The sequence below is a fragment of the Chitinophaga agri genome, assembly GCF_010093065.1.
Lineage (GTDB): Bacteria > Bacteroidota > Bacteroidia > Chitinophagales > Chitinophagaceae > Chitinophaga > Chitinophaga agri.
Window position 1 is genome coordinate 6432495 of sequence record NZ_CP048113.1, and the last position, 20398, is coordinate 6452892.

Here is a 20398-nt window from a genome sequence, read left to right on the forward strand (position 1 = left end):
GAACTACGTGCATAAGTATCCTTATGCGATATATGGCCACGGGTTTCTGTGCGACGAACCGATGTTCACCGGTGTATACTATGATGTGATGCCCGACCATAAAAAGATGGTATACAGTTTTCCTGTGTCTCATGACCTCGTGATCTCCGATCTGCCGATCTGAACACGGATAAAGAAACGACGGTATACGGTGGTAGTAACGAAGCGGGCAGTATTACGTCGCTTGATGCAGATAAGTTCAGCAAGAAATCAGCCGCTCCCAATGAATACATTTATCAGAAAGCTTGTACCAGTGATCTATATGGTGGTATTCTCTATGATAAATACCGGAACGTTTATTATCGCTTTCTTAGAAAAGCATTGCCTGAAAAAGGGGTCAGACTCCGCTGGGAGAATAAAAAAGTATCCGTAGTAGTGATGGACGCCGATTTTAAATATTTAGGCGAAACAGAAATAGGTGACCTGAACGAGTTTTAACCTGATAATTTATTTGTAACAAAAGAAGGACTGAACGTGGAGTATGCGTCCCCTAACGATGTGGAAGAGAAGTTCCTGACGTTCAGAATTTTTACATTAAAAGATATTTAAAGCTTGCTATCATGAAACTGAGAATTATTGTATGTTACCTTATGCTGGCTATGATCGCATCATCCTGCGAACAAACCGAAGCAAATAAAGAAGACATGGTCATTGAAGATGGCATAAAAGAGATTAAATTGAAGTCCGAATACGACTGGCTGGTTATTTTACCCGGACTCGGCTGTAGAGGTTGTATTCAGGAAGCGGAAGCCTTTATGCGTGACTATATTGATAAACCGCATATCTTGTTTGTCCTGACCAAAGTGCAGTCCCTGAAGATCCTGGAACAGAAAATAGGAAAAGAGTTACATAGTCGTACAAACGTCTATCTTGATAAACAGGGCTTCTTTGATATCCCGACTAATAACACTATTTATCCCTGCATCGTGCAGCTCGACAAAGGAAAAGCTGTCCAGCACCAGTTTCAATCACCGGAAAACGGACAGGCCTTTCAGCTATTAAAGACACAAATTGAATAAGAAAATATCCACGAATGAATTGTACCATACGAATCTTCTTTATTGTTTGTCTGCTTGGTATTATGATGAAGGCATCTGCTCAACCTCCGCGGGCACTTATAGATAGCTTGGCTCAACGCATGGAAGCTTATACTAAAACGGGCAAAACAAGCGTCTACCTGGCCACTAATAAAGATATTTACATAGCAGGTGAAGATCTATGGTACAATGCTTTCATACTGGATCAGCAAACTTTCGGTCTGGCAGAACAGGATAACATCCTGTACCTGCAACTGACGAAGGAAGGAAGCGATTCCGCTGTCTGGAAAGAAATGTATCCTGTTACGCACGGTATTTCTGCAGGACATGTGTATCTACCACAAACCTTGCTGGACGGAAAATACCTGCTGAAGGCCTATACCGCACATTCCTTTTTTTCCCCACAGCCCTACTTTTATGCTGTAACGCCTGTCCAAATCGTACAGGACCCACGGTCTATAAGGAATAACTGGCAGTTGGGACAAACGAAGCAGCTTAGTCAGGGGGAACAGGTACGCATGACGTTTTATCCGGAAGGAAACAGACTGATAACGGGAATAGAAAATACGGTAGCTTTTAAAGCTGTTAATAAAGACAACGAACCTGTCAGCCTCAGTGCACAACTCTATAAGAATGGAACACCGGTATCAGTAGTGAAGACACAGCATGGTGGTATAGGGATATTTAGGTTTACCCCGGAAGCAGGTGCGTACTATCAGCTACGTTACGAAGGACGTGATGCTAAAATACCACCCGCTATAGAGAACGGTGTCAGCCTTCATCTGCAAAGCAACAGCAATGACAGCCTGCTGTTTAAACTTCGCTCACCTCATGCTAATGCGCAAAATGTATTGTTAAGGGTACAGGTGCGTGGAACGGTACAGGTGATCGCCGCTGGGGTGCTGAAGGATAGTTTGCTGATGAAGATCCCTATTGCAGACCTGCCGCCCGGAGTGGCAGAAGCGACACTGTTTGATGAACAGTTACATGTATTGGCCACCCGCCTGGTATATGTACATCATGATAAGAAACTGTATGTGCGTTTCAGTCAGTTGAAAGAAGCATATGCTCCCAAAGAACAGGTAACCGTTAAGATCAGCACGACAGACGAACAGGGACGACCTGTCCCTGCGGCGCTGAGTCTGCGGGTGTATGACCGCCTGTTTGGTAACCGCAAGAACACCCGTGACGTTGTCAATTATTATCAGTTGTCAACACAACTGTCTGATACACTCTATGATCCCTCTTATTACTTTGATAGTACCCATATTGACAGGAAAGCAGCCATAGACCTACTGTTACTGACGCAGAAGACGGAGCAATATAACCTGGGTGAAGATAGAATGAAAGGAGATCATTTAAAGAAGATGGTATTGGCGGATAGTCTGAAAGGCACAGTAACTGCACTCAGCAGGTCTGCAAAAATGAAGGCGCCTATTTCTCTCATGCTTTTTGACTATAGCAAAAGCATCAATCAGTTAGCAACAACCGATAATGAAGGGATCTTCTATCTCAATGCGGAGAATCTGACTATCGGACAGCGCTTCTTCATTAAATATTTTTCCGAAAAAGAACACGGTATTAATGTAACAGATCCTTTTAAGGCGATCAGCACATGTGAGAGGGAACAGCATCCGGTGAACCTGTTAAGTGAGCGTGGTATTGTAATCGAAGAGCAAGGGGCAGATAGTAACCGTCTTCAATATGGCAATATGTTAAAAGAGGTGATTGTTCAAAGTAAAGGCCGTGGATTCGGTGATCGTTATATGGGATATCTGGATAGCATTGCGCGGTTTGAAGGTAATATGGATTATATAGGTCAGTGCGGCTGGCTGAACTGTCCAGCCTGTGGAAGCGGTACGCGGCCGATTGAAGGCGTGATGTACTCAGAACTGATAGAGCCTAAGAGAAGCCAGATAGGGAGTCATCCATTTTCCTTTGGTGCTAACGATATGAAAAAAGAGCCTTACCACTATCCGAAATACACAGAGGAAGAATTACTGAAGAAATTTAAAATGATTATAACCAGGGGATTTTATCAACATGCTGCATTCTATTCACCGGATTATGTAAAAGAAGATACAATGGTGACCGATACCCGCAATGCACTCTACTGGAACCCACTCATTGTGACTGATCAGCAGGGAGAAGCCACTGTCCGTTTTTTCTGCTCCGATATACGGAGTGGATTTATTGGTGTGGCAGAAGGAGTGAGCGGAGGCGGATATGTAGGTGCTGGTACCTTCACTTTTGGCGTCAGATAAATAGTATGAAGATGCGTGGAAGGACTATTGAGATTTCGATGCCAGGGATAATGGCCAACACTGACAGCCACAGAATAAAAAATAGCGCTACCGTTTTCCAACTGATAGCGCCATTATTTATAACAGATTACTTTGCAGTGAGCGCCTGTCCTTCAAACGCAATACCTGACCAGCCATGCTGCATAAACTGCCTGATGTTCTGATGATCAGTAGCATCTGGTGTATTTAACACCGCCTGATAATGCTCGGCAAATAAATACAGTGTATCTTCTTTGCTCAGGTTATTCAGTTGAGCAAAAGAGAACACCTTCGCACTTCCCTGATTCTGTGTCGCTTCATTATAAGCCTCTCCATTTTTGAAGGCAGTCGGCTGATGCTGATAATAAGTTTCTATATATTCAATCACCTCTTTGAAAGGAAGTGCATTGCTTTTTAATTGCTCAATCAAAGTCGTTACGGGTGCTTGCATGCAGAAAATAATTGTAATTGGAATAAATGTAAGGCCGCTGAACCAGTCACCTGATCACTGCATACCTTATTTAACCGGGCAAAACTAAAACTAAAGTCCCAGCTTTTCAACATCACCTGTCTGATCGTAATTTGTTCGTATTCCCGGATCCCTTGTTTTATTACTGATGATGGAAATATCAGCCTGCCACCACCAGACGCTTACTATGTCTCCATGCATTCCAGAAATGAATACTGATCCCTGATAACACGATCACAAAACCGATCTGCGCATACAATCCGGGAAAATGCGCCCCTTTCAGCACCATTTCACCAATCAGCGTAAAGAAGATCTCAAACACCTGCGTAGCTTCTATCGCTGCCAGCGAAACTGTATTTTTGCTCACGATCTGTGTCGCCTGATAAAAGCCTACTCCCCCAAGAAAGCCGGAGAACAAAGCTGATAGTAAAGAAGATTCGCATTGTGCTAATGACGGCGCTCCGCTTTTCACAAAACCGATCACAGACAATATGATCAGTAAGGGCAGGCACCCGATGCTCATGCCCAGTACACGTTGCAGGGCATTTAAACGAAGCCCTTTATGCTCCAGATCTACCATCAGCTTACGGTTGCCCAGCGGCCATACAATAGCGCCTGCTATCACGGTAAAAAAGCTCAGTATTGTATTGCCCACGGCGTGCAATTGAGACAGTTTTTCGAATTGCATAATGAATACGCCAGAGAGGATTACCACAGAGATGATCAGCGCTCTTTTAGGAATCACCTTTCGCTCATCAGGATAGATCAGTGGTGCGAGCAAGATGCCCGCCAGGATATTGATCTGGAAGGTGGCCGCTACCATCCAGCCGGGTGACCATAACGAGGCTACTGCCAGCAATGTGTATAAACAGCCAAAGCCGATAAGCCCCCATTTGATGAAGATCACTGGTGCCTGTCTCATAGCATGCATGGTACTTTTCAGTTGCCCTGCCAGGAATACCACCAGTCCCAGAATCGGAATAAGAAAGAGACTCCGTAAGGCGGCTGTCCAGGCCCAATATCCACCGGAACCTGATATGAGACTATTGATGATGAAAGTAGAAGAGAGGAAGAGGGAGGCCACAATTCCCCAGACGATAGCCTTTGCGGCATTCTTTTGTGCTGACATACCGCAAAATTAACCGGCTGGTGACTGCCGGTCTGGTACATTTCGGGTAATTTATAGTTTATGTCATTCGGGTATCCCGGAAGGTGGCTGATGTGAGTCCCGTATGTCTTTTAAAGAAACGACCGAAAAAAGCAGGGTCGTTAAAGCCCAGCTCATAACTGATCTCTTTCACCGATTTCATGGATGTCTGTAATAAGATCTTGCTCTCCGTGATCAGTCTTTCCTGCAATAGTTCAAACACCGTGAGATGGGTGGATGATCTGCAGATACTATTCAGCTTTTTGATATCTGTACGTAGGGTGTCAGCATAGAATGCCGCCAGGTGCTCCTGCCGGAAATACTGCTCTATTAACTGTTTCAGCTGATGGAAGAGCGTTCTGTGTGCCAGCGTGGATGGTGGAAGGGGATGCTGTACATTATGCTCATTATTGGCGTGTAACAGTAACAGCGATACATAATGCAACAGAATGTGTACATCCGGATTGATCGCCGTGAGCTCCGTTTGTATCTGTGCAATGATAAAGGTCGCGATACCAGATAACTGTCCATTCAGATCAATATACGGATAAGACGTATAGGCATCCAGTAATCCCTGTCCATCTTCATGCCGGTGGATGTTCACAAATCGTTTGAACAGCTCTTCTCCGAACAATATCAGCCAGCCATCACGATCGAAAGGATGAATGATATGTACCTGTCCCGGATGAATGAAATAAAGACGTTGTGGTCGTATCTCAAACGTTCTGAAGTTGATAGAATGCACGCCCTCACCAGCTGTGACGAGCATCAGCTCATAATGGTCATGACGATGTGGAATAACAGAAAGGTCGTTCAGGTCTTTGTGCAGTCGTACCACACGCAGGTATTCCCCTTCCAGCAGCTGCTGAACCGGCAAATGACGATGATGACTATGAGAGGCGTTATCATTCCCTGACATGACTGAATAACTGTTTACTGAACATTGGACGCGTGCGATCTTACCTGCAAGATAAACAAGGGATCGACGTAGTGCAAATTCCTGCCGGGATAATTCCCGGCAGCAGTAATTAAATAATTATCAGATCTGTTGCATGCTGTACGTAAATGTATTTCAAAGAGACAATAATAGTTATCAGATAATTTGAACAATACGAAGCGATAAGCGTTATACCCTAGCTAATCAAATGACCATTAGAAACATCATCCTTTAAAAAACCACACCAACCAATGGCACATTCAACACATGTTTTTATTCAGGTAGACACGACTCGCCTGATCGCTGCTATGGGCGGCAATCCGCCAACTAATGACCTGGTAAGGGAGTACACCGCTATTTATGACCAGGGCTCAATGGCACTGGGGAGCCCGGTAGAAACCTTCGCTATCCCCGTAACCGCAGACGCAGATGTTTTTTTCACCATCCTGCCGCTTGTGCTGTTCTCCTATCACAAACTGTACTTCACCGACTTTCAGGTGGCCAATACCAACGGTGGTATATCCGTTCCCGATAATATTTCGATCGACGGACATCAGGTAAGCTTCAAACTACCTATCGGCAGTGTGAGCCAGGGTGGTGCACTTAGTTTCTATCTCTCTGCGGTACTGGAATACAAACAGGGTAATGAAACCGTGAAAGTACCGATCGTAATTGATCCGGTACTGAGAGCGAATCAGGGTAACGGTTAATCTGTATGCAACCATGAGACCGGATGTCAGAAGATGTATACAACTGCTATGCTACCTTTTTTGGGGTATCAGTAGTACTGTATCCGCACAGGACCAGGGTAAAGCAGATAGCCTTAAATTGATACTGATCAGCAATGATACCCTGTCGCCGCTTCCCCGGATGAGTACCTTTGCGAAGATTGCCGCTTATTCGTCCTCTCCCAACGAAGTACTGCTCTATGCAGATACGCTATTGAAAATGGCAACTGCACATCGGCATACCAGCTATATTATTGAAGCGCTGCAATCCAAAGGCGTGGCTTACAGGCTGATGGGTAACCTGCAAAAGTCACTGGAAAGCCTTTTCAGTAGTGCCAACCTGGCGATAGAAAAAGGAGAGCACAAACGTCTGACAACCGGTTACCTGGAAATCGCCAACACCTATATCGCCAATAATGACCTGAAGAATGCCCTGCTGTATAATAATAAAGCGGTTAAATTAATCAGGCAGCATGGCAATAAAGAGCAACTCGCCATCAACCTCCTGAACACTGGTTACAGCTATTATTCATTAAATAAACTAGACTCAGCCTTGTTGTTATACAATGAGGCTGAGCCAATTTTTGAAGCGATCGGACTGAAGATCGGTAAGGCCTATGCGGTGGGCAACAAAGCCCTGGTCTACTGGAAACAGGGCTATTACAATGAAGCCAGACAGGGCCTGTTACTCGCCATAGAAATGCTTGATCCGCTAGGTGACCAGTTTGGCATGGCGGACTATCACAATCAGCTGGGTAAGTTGTACGCAGAACAAAACAATATAAAAGAAGCTATTCTTCACACACGCAAGGCTTTCGATATGGCGGAGGCACTCGACCTTAAAGAACAGATGCGGGATGCCTCCCTGCTACTATCCAGGCTGTATCATACGAAGAAAGATTACCCCAGGGCATTCGATTATCAAAGCCGGTATATTGTTTACAAAGACAGCATAGAGAACTCAGGAACGACCAAACAACTGGCGAACCTGCGTACAGAATTTGAGGTCAGCCTGAAAGAAAAAGAAATCGCACTGCTTGAGAAACGCCAGCTGTTAAACAGGATCTACATCGTGATTGCCGGTTTCTTCCTGGTACTGGCAGTCCTGATGTTATTGTATTTCCGTCAGCGTTTCCTGAATGCCCGCCTGATGGCACAGAATGACCGGAAAACGCATGATGAGAAGATCCGGCAACTATTGAATACACAAGAGACCAGGGCGTTGCAGGCGATGGTACAGGGTCAGGAGAATGAACGTAAGCGCCTCGCCCGTGAACTGCATAACCATTTTGGGAGCCTGCTGGCCACCATCAAGGTGAACATGAATGCCATAGATGAAACAGCGATTGCCAACTACAGCACATTATCCCGGCTGATAGACCAGGCCTGTAACGATATACGTAACCTTTCCCACTCACTGAATGTAGGTATTGCCGATAACTTCGGTCTGGTACCTGCGTTAATGGAACTGACCACACATCTCCAACAGGCGAACGGACTGAAAGTGGAATTTTCTGCTGCAATGTGCGCACAACAAATGGGAGCGGAGAATGAGATCATTATATACCGGATCGTACAGGAGTTAGTAAGCAATGTATTGAAACATGCACAAGCTACCCGCTTGTCTATCCTGTTAACCTGTTTCGATGAAGAAAACCTGGTCAATATTATGGTACAGGACAATGGCAAAGGTTTCGATGCGGAGCAGAAAGCCACGTCAGGAATGGGGATCAGCAGTCTGAAAGAAATGATCACTGACCTGCAGGGAGAGATCCGCTTTGACAGTAATCCGGCAAGCGGCACTACAGTTAATATTGACCTGCCTATTACACCGATAACACTCAACTGAGACCTATGATAAATGTACTGATCGTTGATGATCATCATCTCTTTGCAGAAGGAGTGATATCACTCTTTAAACCTGAAGATGGTATTGCCGTTGTCCGGCATACCAGTAACGGGCATGAACTGCCGGAACTGTTGTCAGAAAACGACATAGACGTCATCCTGCTGGATATTGATATGCCTGTATTAAATGGTATTGCCTGTATGGACCTGCTGAAAGATAAAGGATACGATAAACCGGTTGTTATGCTGACCATGCACCAGTCTATGCGACAGATCAAAGCAGCACTTGAAAAAGGTGCACAGGGATATATTCTGAAGGATGCCTCCAAAGCTGAACTCCTACAGGCAATCCTCAATGCCAGCGAACGAAAGAACTATTTTCATCCCAGGATAAATGACCAGGTATTCGATTATTTCAGAGGGATGAATACTACCCACTCCGGATCAACAGCACTATCTGAAAGGGAAAAAGAAATTATCCGGTGCCTGGCGGAAGGAATGAATACAAAGTCTATCTCCGGTACCCTCTATATCAGTGAACATACCGTAAAGACCCACCGAAGGAATATCATGCATAAACTGAATGTAAAGACCTCTGCCGAGCTCATAAAGCTGGCAGTTGACAAGGGCTTTATCTGACCCGTCTGCTGTCCTTTATCCCTTATACATTGCGGCGCATACCCCTATTGGGGTATAGTTAAAAATCATCCTTTCTGTTGATAACGGGAGATGATATATTCTCCAAATTTGTAGTGTCTTTAATGCGCATTTACATAAGACAGGGCGAATCCGAAAAGCCTGAACAGAGTAGGGTCATACCAAAATTTATTCACCACGTCCCAAGTCAGTTCGGACCACGGTCGGCGACGATGAAGCAGATAGCTACTGCTGCATGCGCTGCGGGTTTGAAAAGAGGACAATTAAAAGAAAGTAGCTGCTGGAGCAGTGTTATTGAACAGTCCAAGATGGTTTTTGAGTCAGAGAAATGCTCTTCACTATGAAGAGCGTTTCTTTTTTAATTAGGATTCTTTTTTAATTAGGAATTAGGAATTAGGAATTAGGAATTAGGAATTAGGAATTGGTTAGCCTGACAATCATGTTTATCCTATCCTTTATACACCGGGAAACGAACCAGAATAACTCATCAACCAAAAACCCACCATGCCCAGCCATTTCTCCGGTTTCTTATTATTACTGTGTTGCCTGATAGGACTCAGCAGCCACGCACAGGAACGTTTTACAGTTCGTGGTACTGTTCCTCATTACAACGGGAAAATTTACTTTGACAATGAAGGTCATACGGATACTGTTCTCATAAAGGATAAGAAATTCCTCTATGAGGGTACTATAGACCGTCCGTTCGTGCTATGGTTCAGAATAGACGCGGGTATACCGATAAGTGGAAACACCTTCATCCTGGAACCGGGAGAGACAGTTATTTCCATGGACACCATTATCAGAAGGACAGGAGAAGACACGTGTGAGATCAGCCTGAAATACCAGAAAATGGGGCCTGTCAATAAAGTACTTGTACCTTATGAAAAAAGACTAAAGATCGAAATTCCTAAGATCAGGTTCGCCCCGGAGGAAGAGCAGTTACGTTTTGTGATGAATGATATGCGCACGCTTATCCTGAAAAACAGGCAAAGTCTGGCGCCTTACTATTACATTATAAATACCGGCATTTATCAGGTATTACCAGAAGGGTTGCTGGACTCCGCTTATCGTGATATGCCCGTAGCCTATAAGAACGGTTATTTCGGCCAGCAACTTAAGAGACACCTGGAATATCTGGACCAAACCCGTGTCGGACAGCCGATGAAAGATTTCACACTGACGGATCTTAAGGGAAACACTATCCATATCAGCGACTACAAAGGGAAGTTCGTATTAGTGGATGTCTGGGCTTCCTGGTGTCAACCCTGCAGGGCTGAAATCCCTTTTCTTAAGACCGTTTACGGGAAATACCATGGCCAGCAGTTTGATATACTTGCCCTGTCTATCGATTACGATAGACAACCATGGATAGATGCTGTGCAGAAAGAACAGATCACATGGGCCAACGCCATAGATGCCAGGGGTTTTGATGCGGAGTTGATGCAATACTTCCGCGTAAGCAGTGTGCCGTTCAATATGCTGCTGGATCCCAATGGGATAGTCATTGCGGTCAATCTGCATGGTGAGCGGCTCGCCCAAAAACTGGAAGAGCTGCTTCCCGGTAAAAAATAACAATCCTTATAGATTATAATTTATATACATAAAGAAGCCGTCCGCCTTCACTTATTGGCGGACGGCTTCTTTGTGTATTGTATCCCCTGTCTTTATAAAAACATACCACCTGACGCTTCTATACGCTGTGCAGTGACCCAACGCGCCTGATCTGAACACAGGAAGGCGACAACGCCACCAATGTCGTCAGGTCTGCCGATACGTCCGAGTGCGGTTTGTGAAGAAATAAATTCCGCCGTTCCGGGATGTGAAAGTGCGTCCTTTGTGAAATCCGTCTCTATAATACCAGGTGCCACCATATTGACATTGATCTGCCTTTTTCCGAGTTCTTTTGCCATGTATTTGGTGAGTGTCTCGATCGCTCCTTTCATAGATGCATAGGCCGCATAACCAGGTGTTGTAAAACGGGCTAAGCCTGTTGACGTATTCACGATGCGTCCTCCGTCTTTAATAACAGGTAATAACGCCTGCGTTAAAAGAAATACACCTTTGAAGTGTATGTTATAAAGTGCGTCCAGTTGTTCTTCTGTCGTTTGCTCGAAAGAGGCTGCCCGGTCTATACCGGCATTGTTGATCAGGAAATTGAAGCGGTGAGTTTTCCAGACTTGTTGCAATACTTCGGTGAGCCTTGATCTGAAATCTTCAAACGTCTTCGCTTCGGCAGTATCCAGTTGTAATGCAGCTGCTTTACGGCCCAGTGCCCCTATCTCCCGGACTACATTATCAGCTTCTTCTTTTTTACTTTTATAGGTGATGATCACGTCAATCCCATTCTTCGCCAGTGTAGTGGCTTCATTCTTGCCTAATCCCCGGCTGGCCCCGGTAACCAATGCAATTGGTGTCGTGTGTTCCATATTGATATTTTGTAGTTATTAATAGATGATAATGACGCTGGAATATTATTTAAAGGCTGCATTAATAGCACGTATCGCATCCTGTATCGACTGCTGTACGGCCGGTACCTGGTTAATGCCATTCAGCAAGCCAAAGTCATGTATCATGCCAACGTATCTTACAGTGGTACTATTTACGCCAGCTTCTCTTAGCTTCCTGCCATATGCTTCTCCTTCATCACGTAAAGGATCATTTTCTGCTGTCTGAATAAGGGTGGTAGGCAGTCCTTTCAGTTGTTCAACAGTAGCTGCCAGGGGAACGGCGTAACGGTCTTTCCTGGTAGCCGCATCAGGCGCATACAGGTTCCAGCCGTATTCCATAAAATCTCTTGTCAGGAAGCGGTCATTAGCAAATTCTTTGTAAGAGCTGGTATTGAAATCAGCGCCTACAGCAGGGTAGAGCAATACCTGTATTTTAATCGCGGGGCCATGTTTGTCTTTTGCCATCAGGGCAATGGCAGCCGACATGTTTCCGCCAACGCTGTTACCTGCTACCGCAATACGGCTTACATCTGCATGCAGTTCCTCTCCATGTGATGCTACCCAGTTGAGCGCGGCATAAGCCTGATTGATCTGTGTAGGATAACGGGCTTCAGGTATCAGTGTATAATCAGGGAATACGGCGATAGCGTTTGTACCGACTACCAGGTCACGTACAAAACGTTGATGGTTTTCAAAATTGCCTACCAGCCATACGCCCCCGTGATAGAACATGATAACCGGCAGTTTGCCTGTTGCGCCTTTCGGACGAACAATATGCACGGGTACTGTCACGCCATCCTGTGTGATGGTTTGATGAGAGACCTCCACACCTGAAAGGTCGACGGGTGTTTGATTCTGTAATGCTGTCAATGCATCTGCCGGACCTGTGCCTGGTAATTTGTAAATAGGCGTTTGTCCCTTGCCTGCTGTATTCAGTGCTTTCAGAAAAGTCCTTACCTGCGGATCGATCCGTGGATCAATACTAGCATCGATCTTTTGCGCTGTTGCGGATGCTGTAATACCTAAGAGGGCTGCCGGAATAACATTTTTCATTTTCATGTCGGTTGAGTTTTATGTTGATAACTGTGTTGTTTACGAACAATGACTGGTTGTTGTCATTGCTTTCTTTTGTAAAACTAACCGACATGATACGCGAAGGAAATGGGGAGTCGTTAAACAGGCAGGACCGCTCGTCAGAATCCATATTGATAACGGTCTTTTAGGACTTTACTTTATTCATACCACCTGGGCTTTTTAATGCCCAGCTTTTTCATTCTTGAGTTTAGTGTAGACACATTGATGTTCAGTATTTCGGCAGCACCGTTTTTCCCCGCTACTTTCCATCCACATTTTTCCAGTACCCTGAGAATATGGTTCCGTTCATTTTCTTCCATTGTAAGCGATGTATCCTTGCTATCAGCTGTTTGTGGAAGTGAAACCGAGAGCCGGCTGATCTCCGGACCATCATTCAGTAACACACTACGGAATATGACATTCTGTAGTTCCCGCACATTGCCAGGCCAGCCGTAGTGCATTAACTGCTTCAGCACACTATCAGTAATACCTGTGAAGTGTTTTCCTGCATCCTGTGCGTACCGCTGCATAAAATGTGCTGCCAGCAATGGTATATCTGATGTATGTTCTCTGAGTGCAGGTACGTTCACAGGAAACACGCTCAACCGGTAATACAGGTCCAGCCGGAAACGTGCATGTGCTATTTCATTTTCAAGGTTTCTGTTCGTGGCAGCCAGTATACGGACGTTGATCTTTTTTATATTACCTCCGATTGGTTCTATTTCCCGTTCCTGCAATACGCGCAGGAACTTCACCTGTATGTCAATAGGTAGCTCACCTATTTCATCCAGGAAGATAGTACCGCCGTCTGCCTGCTCAAATTTTCCTGTTCTTTTATCAATAGCACCGGTAAACATACCTCTTTCATGACCGAACAGCTCTGATTCGATCAGCGTAGCAGGAAGTCCGGCACAGTTGACCACCACAAATGGTTTGTTACATCTGTCAGAGAGCTGATGGATCTCTCTGGCCACCAGTTCCTTGCCCGTGCCGCTTTCTCCCTGTATCAATACAGAAATATTGGAACCGGCAGCTGTTCTGATCTGCTCATATAAATGAGCAATGGCTGGACTGTTACCGATCAGAACAGGGGTGTTACAGCCCGTTTTAGACCGGTTGCTATTATTGGCAGTCTTTGATGCTATGTTCCCTGAAAGGGGCTCTTTTTTCTGTTTATGAAGATACCAGGCCACATCCAGCATGATAAGTACGTCTTTCTGGCGGAACGGTTTTACCAGGAAACCATAGGGCTGCGTTCTTTTGGCCTGTTCAAGTATCGTCCTGTTTGAATTAGCCGAAAGATATACAAAGGCAATATTCCGCTGATTAAGCCGCTCCGCCAGGTCAATACCTGTCAAACTCCCCTTCAGCTGAATATCCAGCAGTACCATATCTACCGGCTCTTTATCAATGACCGCCAATGCTTCCTGCACAGACGTTGCGATGTCGCAAACCATGTAGCCGGCACGTAACAGCATCCTTTCCAGCGCATGTGCCTCAATAAACTGGTCTTCTACGATGAGTATCTTTGCTTTCAAATCTCAATAAATTAATAATCTTCAATAACCGGTGCGTGCAGGGGAAACCGTATGCTGATATGCACTCCATTGTCACTTTTTATATCATATGCCGCATTGAGGTCCCTGCAAAGCCCCTGGATAAGTTTAAGTCCGAGGGAATCTGCACGACTGGCGTCTTTGTTAACGGTCATACCAATACCATTATCTGCTATGTTCACTTGTATGTCTTCATCTGTCTGGCTGACGGAAATGCTGATAATGTTATGGGTACTTTCGGGAGGAAAGGCGTATTTGTTGGAGTTGGATACGGCTTCATTGATGATAAGACCTAACGGTATGGCCACTGAAATATCCACTACCAGAGGTGCAATATGCAACTGATAACTTACGCTGGTGTCCATGTCAAAACTGCTTCGCAGGTAACTGACCAGCTCCGGTATATAGGATGAAAGGTCTATGATGTTGGGATTCTCTGCATCATAGAGTTTCTGGTGTATCAGCGACATGGCGTATATTCTGTGCTGACTGTTCTCTATCGCTTTCAATGCATCATCTTTCAGGAACTCTGCCTGCAGGTCCAGCAGACTGATGACCGTATGCAGGTTGTTTTTGACACGGTGATGTACCTCTTTCAGTAGCCACTCTTTTTCACTTAACAGGATCTTTAGTTGTTTATTCTTCTGGTTGATAATGCCGGCCAGTTTGACCTTGTTACGAAATTGTGTGTAATAGATATATGTACTCACCATTAACAGCAATACTGCCAGTATGCTGATATTCCTGATCAGTTCTGCTTTTTGCTGTCTGGCCTGATGTATCTGATCACTCTTTTTCAGCAGGTCGATCTGCTGATTCTTTTTGTCTGTTTCGTATTGCACCGTTAATGACTGGATTTCTTTTACTTTCGTCTGTTGGTAAATTGTCAAATCACATTGTCTGTTGGCATTCAGATAGTGCATGGCAGATTTATAATTGCCTATACCCGAATCCGAGAGATAATGCATGTAGTAGAGGTGGCTTCTCGTCTGTACAGGTGTTGTGCCACCAAGCTGCTTAATGGCACTGTCGAGATAGGGGAGTGCTTTGGAAAAACGGGCGCTTTCGACGTAGAAGAACGCTATCCGGTGATAGGCCTCTTCATTCAGCGCATTGACCTGTTTAGCGGCATTGAACTCTTTGAGGAAATACTGCTCCGCCCTGGTATAATCCTTCAGTTTCAGATAGCAGTCGCCGATGTCGCCTGTCATGGTCTTACGCTCCAGGTAGTTTTGTGGCGGGTACTTTTTGTATTCCGTCAGAAAGAACCGCAGGGCCTCTTTATATTGGCGTTGTCCAATCATTACATGTCCCATCCCCTGTATACAGGCAATCAGTGATCCCTGGTAACCACGATAGATCTTATAATGTTCAAAGGCCTGGCGAAAGTTTTCTACCGACTTTTCCAGTTGACCGGTGTTTCTGAATATCCTTGCCAGACAAAAATACGCATCGCCTGCAGCGGCCGAATCGCCGGTCGTCTTAATGTAGTCCATGGATTGAAGCGCATAGGACAGCGACTGGTCGTATTCTCCCTTTATCCAGTATAAGGTGGACAGACTGAGAAATACATATTGGAGTTTTTTGTTGCCATTGGTCCGCTGTATGTTAATCGCTTCTCTGAAAACCTTTTCCGCCTCATCATATTGGCCTGCAGACAGCAGCAGGTTGCCTTCTGTCAACTTCACATAGATATTGTATTGCAGGTAGCCTGTTTGCTGTATTAAAGCGGCTGCTTCATGAAGGAACGCCGTTGCTTTTTCTCTGTTGAGCACTTCATTGCCTTCTGCTCTTTCCAGGTATTTATAACTTAGCGTGAGTTGTAATCTGATCTTAGTAAGATTGTTCAGTAATGGGAGTAGTTGCGCCGCTTCTTCATACCGGTCACTCAGGATAAGTGCATATCCTTTGAGTAACAGGGCCTCATTATGCTGGTCCTGGCAAAGCTCCCTGCTGCTGATCAGGGCAGCCTGTTCTGCATACTGTATACTGGCGGCTAAATCCCCCGGCCGCCTTATGGGTCTGGAGGCATAGAGATTAGCGAGCGTGAGCAGCAGACCAATACGGGCAGTATCGGCTGACTGACTACTGAGCTTCCGTAAAAGGAGCATCTCACTGTTTGCATTCGCCGGAGCAGGCATCGGATAGAACTGTCCATGTCCGACGAACGGTGTCATCAACAGTATCATTGCCACTCCTGCTATAATCGTTTTTTTACTGATAACATTCAACATAACATACACTAACTGTCTCCCGGTACTTTAAGTACAGAATACCTTCAGATGAAATTTTTCGTAAGGATAGTAAAAATAAATGTCAGAGAAACGTTAATTATATCCGGCACTGTCCTTCATTTTCCAGGGCATTAGAATTATTGAAATATCACTAGTGACGCTCTGCAAATATAGCGAAATATCAATAGTTTAACTGGTAGTATTTATGGTAAATAACTGAAAATTAGCGGGTTGAAATGGTTGGTATGGGAATTGTTTACCGGCGCTCTATAGTTATTCATCTATGCTAAGAAAAAATATACCTGTATATGATGTAGACCATGTTTCTGTATGTAACCAGCAGGATATATGCCTCAGTCGCGTTGCTCCTTACCTGGCCATTCATGCGAATCTGTACCTCGTACATAAGCACACATTTTATCAATTGTTTGTACAGCTGATTGCGGAAAGTGAAATGCGCAGGGAATCCGGTGTGGATGTAATAAATACACAGCTATTACAATTATTTTATACTATCAGTAATATACATCTTTGTTCACAAGACGACATTAAACATAGTCAGCAACATCTGCTGCTGAATCATTTTATAAAACTGATGGAACGGCGTTATAATGAACGCAGATTGCCTGAACCGTATGCTGCGCAACTGGATGTAATGCCCAATCACCTGCATGCCCCTGAAAAATTCAGTAGATATATAATCAACGCGGTACGGCAAGAGCGCCAGTACGCGGATGAAAGAATGCAAATAACCGGCAACTTAAATTTTGTATATGAACTGCCTCATTATTGACGATAACCCGATTGCCCGGGCGACACTGCAACAACTGGCAACTGCTGTTATCGGCCTTCATGTCGTGTGTGAATGCAGCACGGCCATAGATGCCTACAATATTTTACAGGAGAAACAGGTTGATCTGCTCCTGTTGGATATTGAGATGCCAGATATGACAGGTTTAGAACTCACCAGGAACCTTGGTAATAAAGATCTCATCATCATTTTTACCACGGCGAAAAAGGATTATGCTGCAGAAGCATTTGAGCTGAACGTGGCGGACTATCTCGTGAAGCCTGTCACACCTGCCCGCTTTTTGCAAGCCATAGATAAGGCGAAGTCCCTGCTGGAAAGCAGAAAGGAAGAGGTAAAGCTGGTCCATGATGAGTTTATTTTTATACGCGACTCCAATATTGTAAAGCGACTGAAGCTGGATGATATCCTGTATGCCGAAGCCATGGGAGATTATGTGAAATTTCATACCCGGAAGAAGGACTATGTGATCCATGTGACGTTTAAAGCAACAGAGGACCGGTTGCCTGCATCCAGGTTCATGCGGGTGAACAGGTCCTATATTGCAGCCATTGATAAAATAGATACGATGCAGGATGGTGGACTCGTCATCAATGGGAAATTTATTCCTATTACCGAGACATACAAGAAGGCCGTCATTAAAAGGATCAATGTAATGTAGAGAGAATGCTCAGTATGCCACAGACATTTTTATTAACCAACCATAAGACTCCCGGGGAAATGCCGCGTAAGCAGTCCGGCCTTTTTAATGAATATTATCGGCTGATATATATTATGCTTGTTTCGTTTGTCACAGGTGCCTTGTTGCTGATCGCCATCATGTTAATTGGTGAGGTGAAAGATAATGGTGGAATAGCAAAGGTTTACGGTGCGGTGCTGGCAGTACTTATCCTCCTGAGCATTGCCGCCCTCGCAGGATGTATCATCAGACGTCTTAGAAAGCAGCATCGTCTCACCATACAGCAGGATATTTCGGATAGGAAGACCAGGGAAGCAGCTTTCAGTATACGCGGTATGATGCAGTTGATCCAGACACTGTTTGCAGAAAGGGTGAAAAGTAAGGGACTCTCCCTGCAGGTGATCTTCGATCCTATATTGCCGGATACTATGATCGGAGATGCTACGCGCCTTACGCAGATACTGGTCAATCTCATTGGTAATGCACTTAAATATACCGAAAATGGAGAGATCACTGTGATTGTGAATGGTGAACACAGAACAGCAACATCCATCCGCTTGCGTTGCTATATATCTGATACAGGTATTGGTATCAGTAAAGAAAAGTTGCCTTATATCTTTGAACATTTTAAGCAGACGCAGGAGGCGATGCTCCCTGATTACGGTGATCCGGGATTAGGTCTTGCCAATGTGAAAGATCTGGTCATCTTGCAGGATGGAGACATTACCGTGGATAGCGAAGTAGGCAAGGGTACTACCTTTTCTTTCAGTATTCCCTATCATATCGCGGACGAGCCACTATTCCGGTATATTCACCCGGCATACATCAGAGGTGTCAGTAAGGGTGACCGGCAATATGAAAAAACGGTAACAGGGCAATTTATAGCACTCATACCTAAAAGGCTGATTGAATTGCGGGAGGCCTTACAGGCAAACGACCGGCACCAATTGTCGCTTATTGCACAGGATATGAAGACCAGCATGGCGGCGATGGGAGTGACGGGCGTTGTCATCGAATTACTCAATGAAGTGTCAGGTGTACCTTTGAATGAAATGGAAAAGAAGATCGCACTGATAGAAGAGATTTGTACCGCAGCCGTGAGAGAAGCGGTTATGTTTAACGAAACATTGGCAGAATGATCGCAGGAAACTGGTAATAGTTCCCTACGCCCCCGAAACTTTTGTATTCATTACGGGTCATCTTGTTAAAATCCTCGCCCCTGCCGCTTAAGTCAAAATGTATTCAGGATTCCCACCTAGCTTCGTATCAGAATGTTTTATTAAAACAGAGAATACGATGGGAACGTTCAATATCAGACCGCTTTTTATAGTCGTTTTTGTTTTCCTTGCTGCATGTAAAAGCAAGACGTCTTCTTCGGTGAAAACTACCCCGCAAAGTTATCCGGTGATATCGCTGGAACCCCGGAATGCCACTATCTATACCGATTACCCTGCCACTATACAGGGTATTCAGAATGTGGAAATAAGACCTAAGATTGACGGATATGTAGACGGCATTTATGTAGATGAGGGGGCATCCGTACGTAAAGGACAGCTATTATTCCGTATCAGTGCACCGCAATACGAAGAGAACGTACGTACTGCCGAAGCTAATATCAAGATAGCGGTGGCTGATGTCAATGCCGCACAGATGCAGGTCAACAAGGTAGAGCCGCTGGTCAGACAGGATATTATCAGTCACTTCGAACTGGAATCGGCACAATATACACTGGAAGCAAAACGCGCGGCGCTTGCCCAGGCAAAGGCGGCGCTCAACAATGCCCGGACCAATCTGAGTTATACGACCATTAATAGTCCGGTGGATGGTGTGATCGGCATCCTGCCGTATAAGATCGGGAGTCTGATATCCAGTACAACGGCAGAACCATTAACGACCGTTTCCAACATACAAAATATCTACGCCTATTTCTCCATTAACGAAAAACAGGGACTGGACTTTTTCCTGGCTTCCGGTAAGGGTACGATGCAACAGAAGCTGGCGGCATTGCCACCGGTGAAGCTGGTGCTGGCGAATGGGACGATATTTCCGCAGGAAGGTAAAGTGGAAACAGCCAGTGGGTTGATCAATGCGCAGACTGGCGCCGTGAACATGCGGGCGACCTTCTCCAATCCGGATGGCCTCGTACGCAGTGGCAGCAGTGCTGTTGTAAGAATGTCCCAGCAGATAGATACTGCGTTGCTGATCCCGCAGAAGGCGACTTATCAGATACAGGGGAAATTGTTTGCCTATCTCGTAGGTAAGGATGATAAGGTCAATTCTGTAGAAGTGATCACGAGCAACAGCTATCTGGATTATTATGTCGTGACTTCCGGTGTGAAGCGCGGTGACCGGATTGTAGCAGATGGTATCAGCAACCTGCGGGAAGGTTTACAGATCAAACCTGCTGTATACACAGATACGACGTTGAATAAAACAAATTAATAAGCGTGTAATTG

19 protein-coding genes are annotated in these 20398 nt (G+C 45.0%); 12 read left to right on the forward strand and 7 right to left on the reverse strand.

Annotated features, from left to right (window positions below):
- Positions 1-7: 7 nt before the first annotated feature.
- The 4 genes from GWR21_RS31730 to GWR21_RS25815 all read left to right on the forward strand — a co-directional run bounded on the left by GWR21_RS31730 (position 8) and on the right by GWR21_RS25815 (position 3340).
- The gene (locus GWR21_RS31730; RefSeq protein WP_394367225.1) at positions 8-163 is read left to right on the forward strand and encodes a hypothetical protein; all 156 of its coding nucleotides are present in this window, start codon (positions 8-10) and stop codon (positions 161-163) included.
- Positions 160-477, forward strand: a complete 318-nt coding sequence (locus GWR21_RS31970) for a DUF4221 family protein (RefSeq protein ID WP_162335811.1) — start codon at positions 160-162, stop codon at positions 475-477. Before GWR21_RS31730 ends, GWR21_RS31970 begins: the two co-directional genes overlap by 4 nt.
- Positions 478-599: 122 nt before the next feature.
- Complete coding sequence (locus GWR21_RS25810) at positions 600-1058, forward strand: hypothetical protein (RefSeq protein WP_162334593.1); 459 nt, start codon at positions 600-602, stop codon at positions 1056-1058.
- Between the two features lie 119 nt (positions 1059-1177).
- Positions 1178-3340 carry a hypothetical protein gene (locus GWR21_RS25815; RefSeq protein ID WP_162334594.1) on the forward strand — a complete coding sequence of 721 codons (2163 nt, stop codon included), beginning with the start codon at positions 1178-1180 and terminating at the stop codon, positions 3338-3340.
- Positions 3341-3467: 127 nt separating this feature from the next.
- Here the strand turns inward: GWR21_RS25815 and GWR21_RS25820 are convergent, their stop codons facing one another.
- The 3 genes from GWR21_RS25820 to GWR21_RS25830 form a co-directional block, all read right to left on the reverse strand.
- On the reverse strand, positions 3468-3809 hold the full coding sequence (locus tag GWR21_RS25820; protein ID WP_162334595.1) for a HopJ type III effector protein: 342 nt from the start codon (positions 3807-3809) through the stop codon (positions 3468-3470).
- Between the two features lie 178 nt (positions 3810-3987).
- Entirely contained in the window at positions 3988-4956 is a 969-nt protein-coding gene (locus GWR21_RS25825; RefSeq protein ID WP_162334596.1) for a DMT family transporter, read from the reverse strand.
- Between the two features lie 58 nt (positions 4957-5014).
- Positions 5015-5893 carry a helix-turn-helix domain-containing protein gene (locus GWR21_RS25830; protein WP_162334597.1) on the reverse strand — a complete coding sequence of 293 codons (879 nt, stop codon included), beginning with the start codon at positions 5891-5893 and terminating at the stop codon, positions 5015-5017.
- A 269-nt stretch (positions 5894-6162) separates the two neighbouring features.
- On the opposite strand from GWR21_RS25830, the gene GWR21_RS25835 reads away from it, so the two are divergent.
- The 4 genes from GWR21_RS25835 (at position 6163) to GWR21_RS25850 (ending at position 10716) form a co-directional block, all read left to right on the forward strand.
- On the forward strand, positions 6163-6621 hold the full coding sequence (locus GWR21_RS25835) for a hypothetical protein (protein WP_162334598.1): 459 nt from the start codon (positions 6163-6165) through the stop codon (positions 6619-6621).
- A gap of 13 nt (positions 6622-6634) precedes the next feature.
- Positions 6635-8488 carry a tetratricopeptide repeat-containing sensor histidine kinase gene (locus GWR21_RS25840; protein WP_162334599.1) on the forward strand — a complete coding sequence of 618 codons (1854 nt, stop codon included), beginning with the start codon at positions 6635-6637 and terminating at the stop codon, positions 8486-8488.
- 5 nt (positions 8489-8493) lie between these two features.
- A complete protein-coding gene (locus GWR21_RS25845) occupies positions 8494-9126 on the forward strand; it encodes a response regulator (protein WP_162334600.1) in 633 nt (210 codons plus the stop codon).
- Positions 9127-9648: 522 nt separating this feature from the next.
- Positions 9649-10716: a TlpA disulfide reductase family protein gene (locus GWR21_RS25850; RefSeq protein WP_162334601.1), complete on the forward strand. Its 1068-nt coding sequence runs from the start codon at positions 9649-9651 to the stop codon at positions 10714-10716.
- A 92-nt stretch (positions 10717-10808) separates the two neighbouring features.
- Here the strand turns inward: GWR21_RS25850 and GWR21_RS25855 are convergent, their stop codons facing one another.
- The 4 genes from GWR21_RS25855 to GWR21_RS25870 all read right to left on the reverse strand — a co-directional run bounded on the left by GWR21_RS25855 (position 10809) and on the right by GWR21_RS25870 (position 16455).
- Positions 10809-11570, reverse strand: a complete 762-nt coding sequence (locus GWR21_RS25855; RefSeq protein WP_162334602.1) for an SDR family NAD(P)-dependent oxidoreductase — start codon at positions 11568-11570, stop codon at positions 10809-10811.
- Between the two features lie 45 nt (positions 11571-11615).
- A complete protein-coding gene (locus GWR21_RS25860) occupies positions 11616-12650 on the reverse strand; it encodes an alpha/beta hydrolase (protein WP_162334603.1) in 1035 nt (344 codons plus the stop codon).
- 173 nt (positions 12651-12823) lie between these two features.
- Positions 12824-14203, reverse strand: coding sequence for a sigma-54-dependent transcriptional regulator (locus GWR21_RS25865; RefSeq protein ID WP_162334604.1), 1380 nt, complete (start codon positions 14201-14203; stop codon positions 12824-12826).
- A gap of 11 nt (positions 14204-14214) precedes the next feature.
- Entirely contained in the window at positions 14215-16455 is a 2241-nt protein-coding gene (locus tag GWR21_RS25870) for a tetratricopeptide repeat-containing sensor histidine kinase (RefSeq protein WP_162334605.1), read from the reverse strand.
- Between the two features lie 283 nt (positions 16456-16738).
- Here GWR21_RS25870 and GWR21_RS25875 point away from each other — a divergent pair, with 283 nt between their 5' ends.
- From GWR21_RS25875 to GWR21_RS25890, 4 genes are all read left to right on the forward strand, one after another.
- Complete coding sequence (locus GWR21_RS25875) at positions 16739-17248, forward strand: hypothetical protein (protein ID WP_162334606.1); 510 nt, start codon at positions 16739-16741, stop codon at positions 17246-17248.
- Entirely contained in the window at positions 17229-17924 is a 696-nt protein-coding gene (locus GWR21_RS25880) for a LytR/AlgR family response regulator transcription factor (RefSeq protein ID WP_162334607.1), read from the forward strand. The genes GWR21_RS25875 and GWR21_RS25880 overlap by 20 nt, the downstream gene beginning before the upstream one ends.
- 113 nt (positions 17925-18037) lie before the next feature.
- Entirely contained in the window at positions 18038-19081 is a 1044-nt protein-coding gene (locus tag GWR21_RS25885) for an ATP-binding protein (RefSeq protein ID WP_162334608.1), read from the forward strand.
- Between the two features lie 157 nt (positions 19082-19238).
- Positions 19239-20384: an efflux RND transporter periplasmic adaptor subunit gene (locus GWR21_RS25890; RefSeq protein ID WP_162334609.1), complete on the forward strand. Its 1146-nt coding sequence runs from the start codon at positions 19239-19241 to the stop codon at positions 20382-20384.
- Positions 20385-20398: the final 14 nt, after the last annotated feature.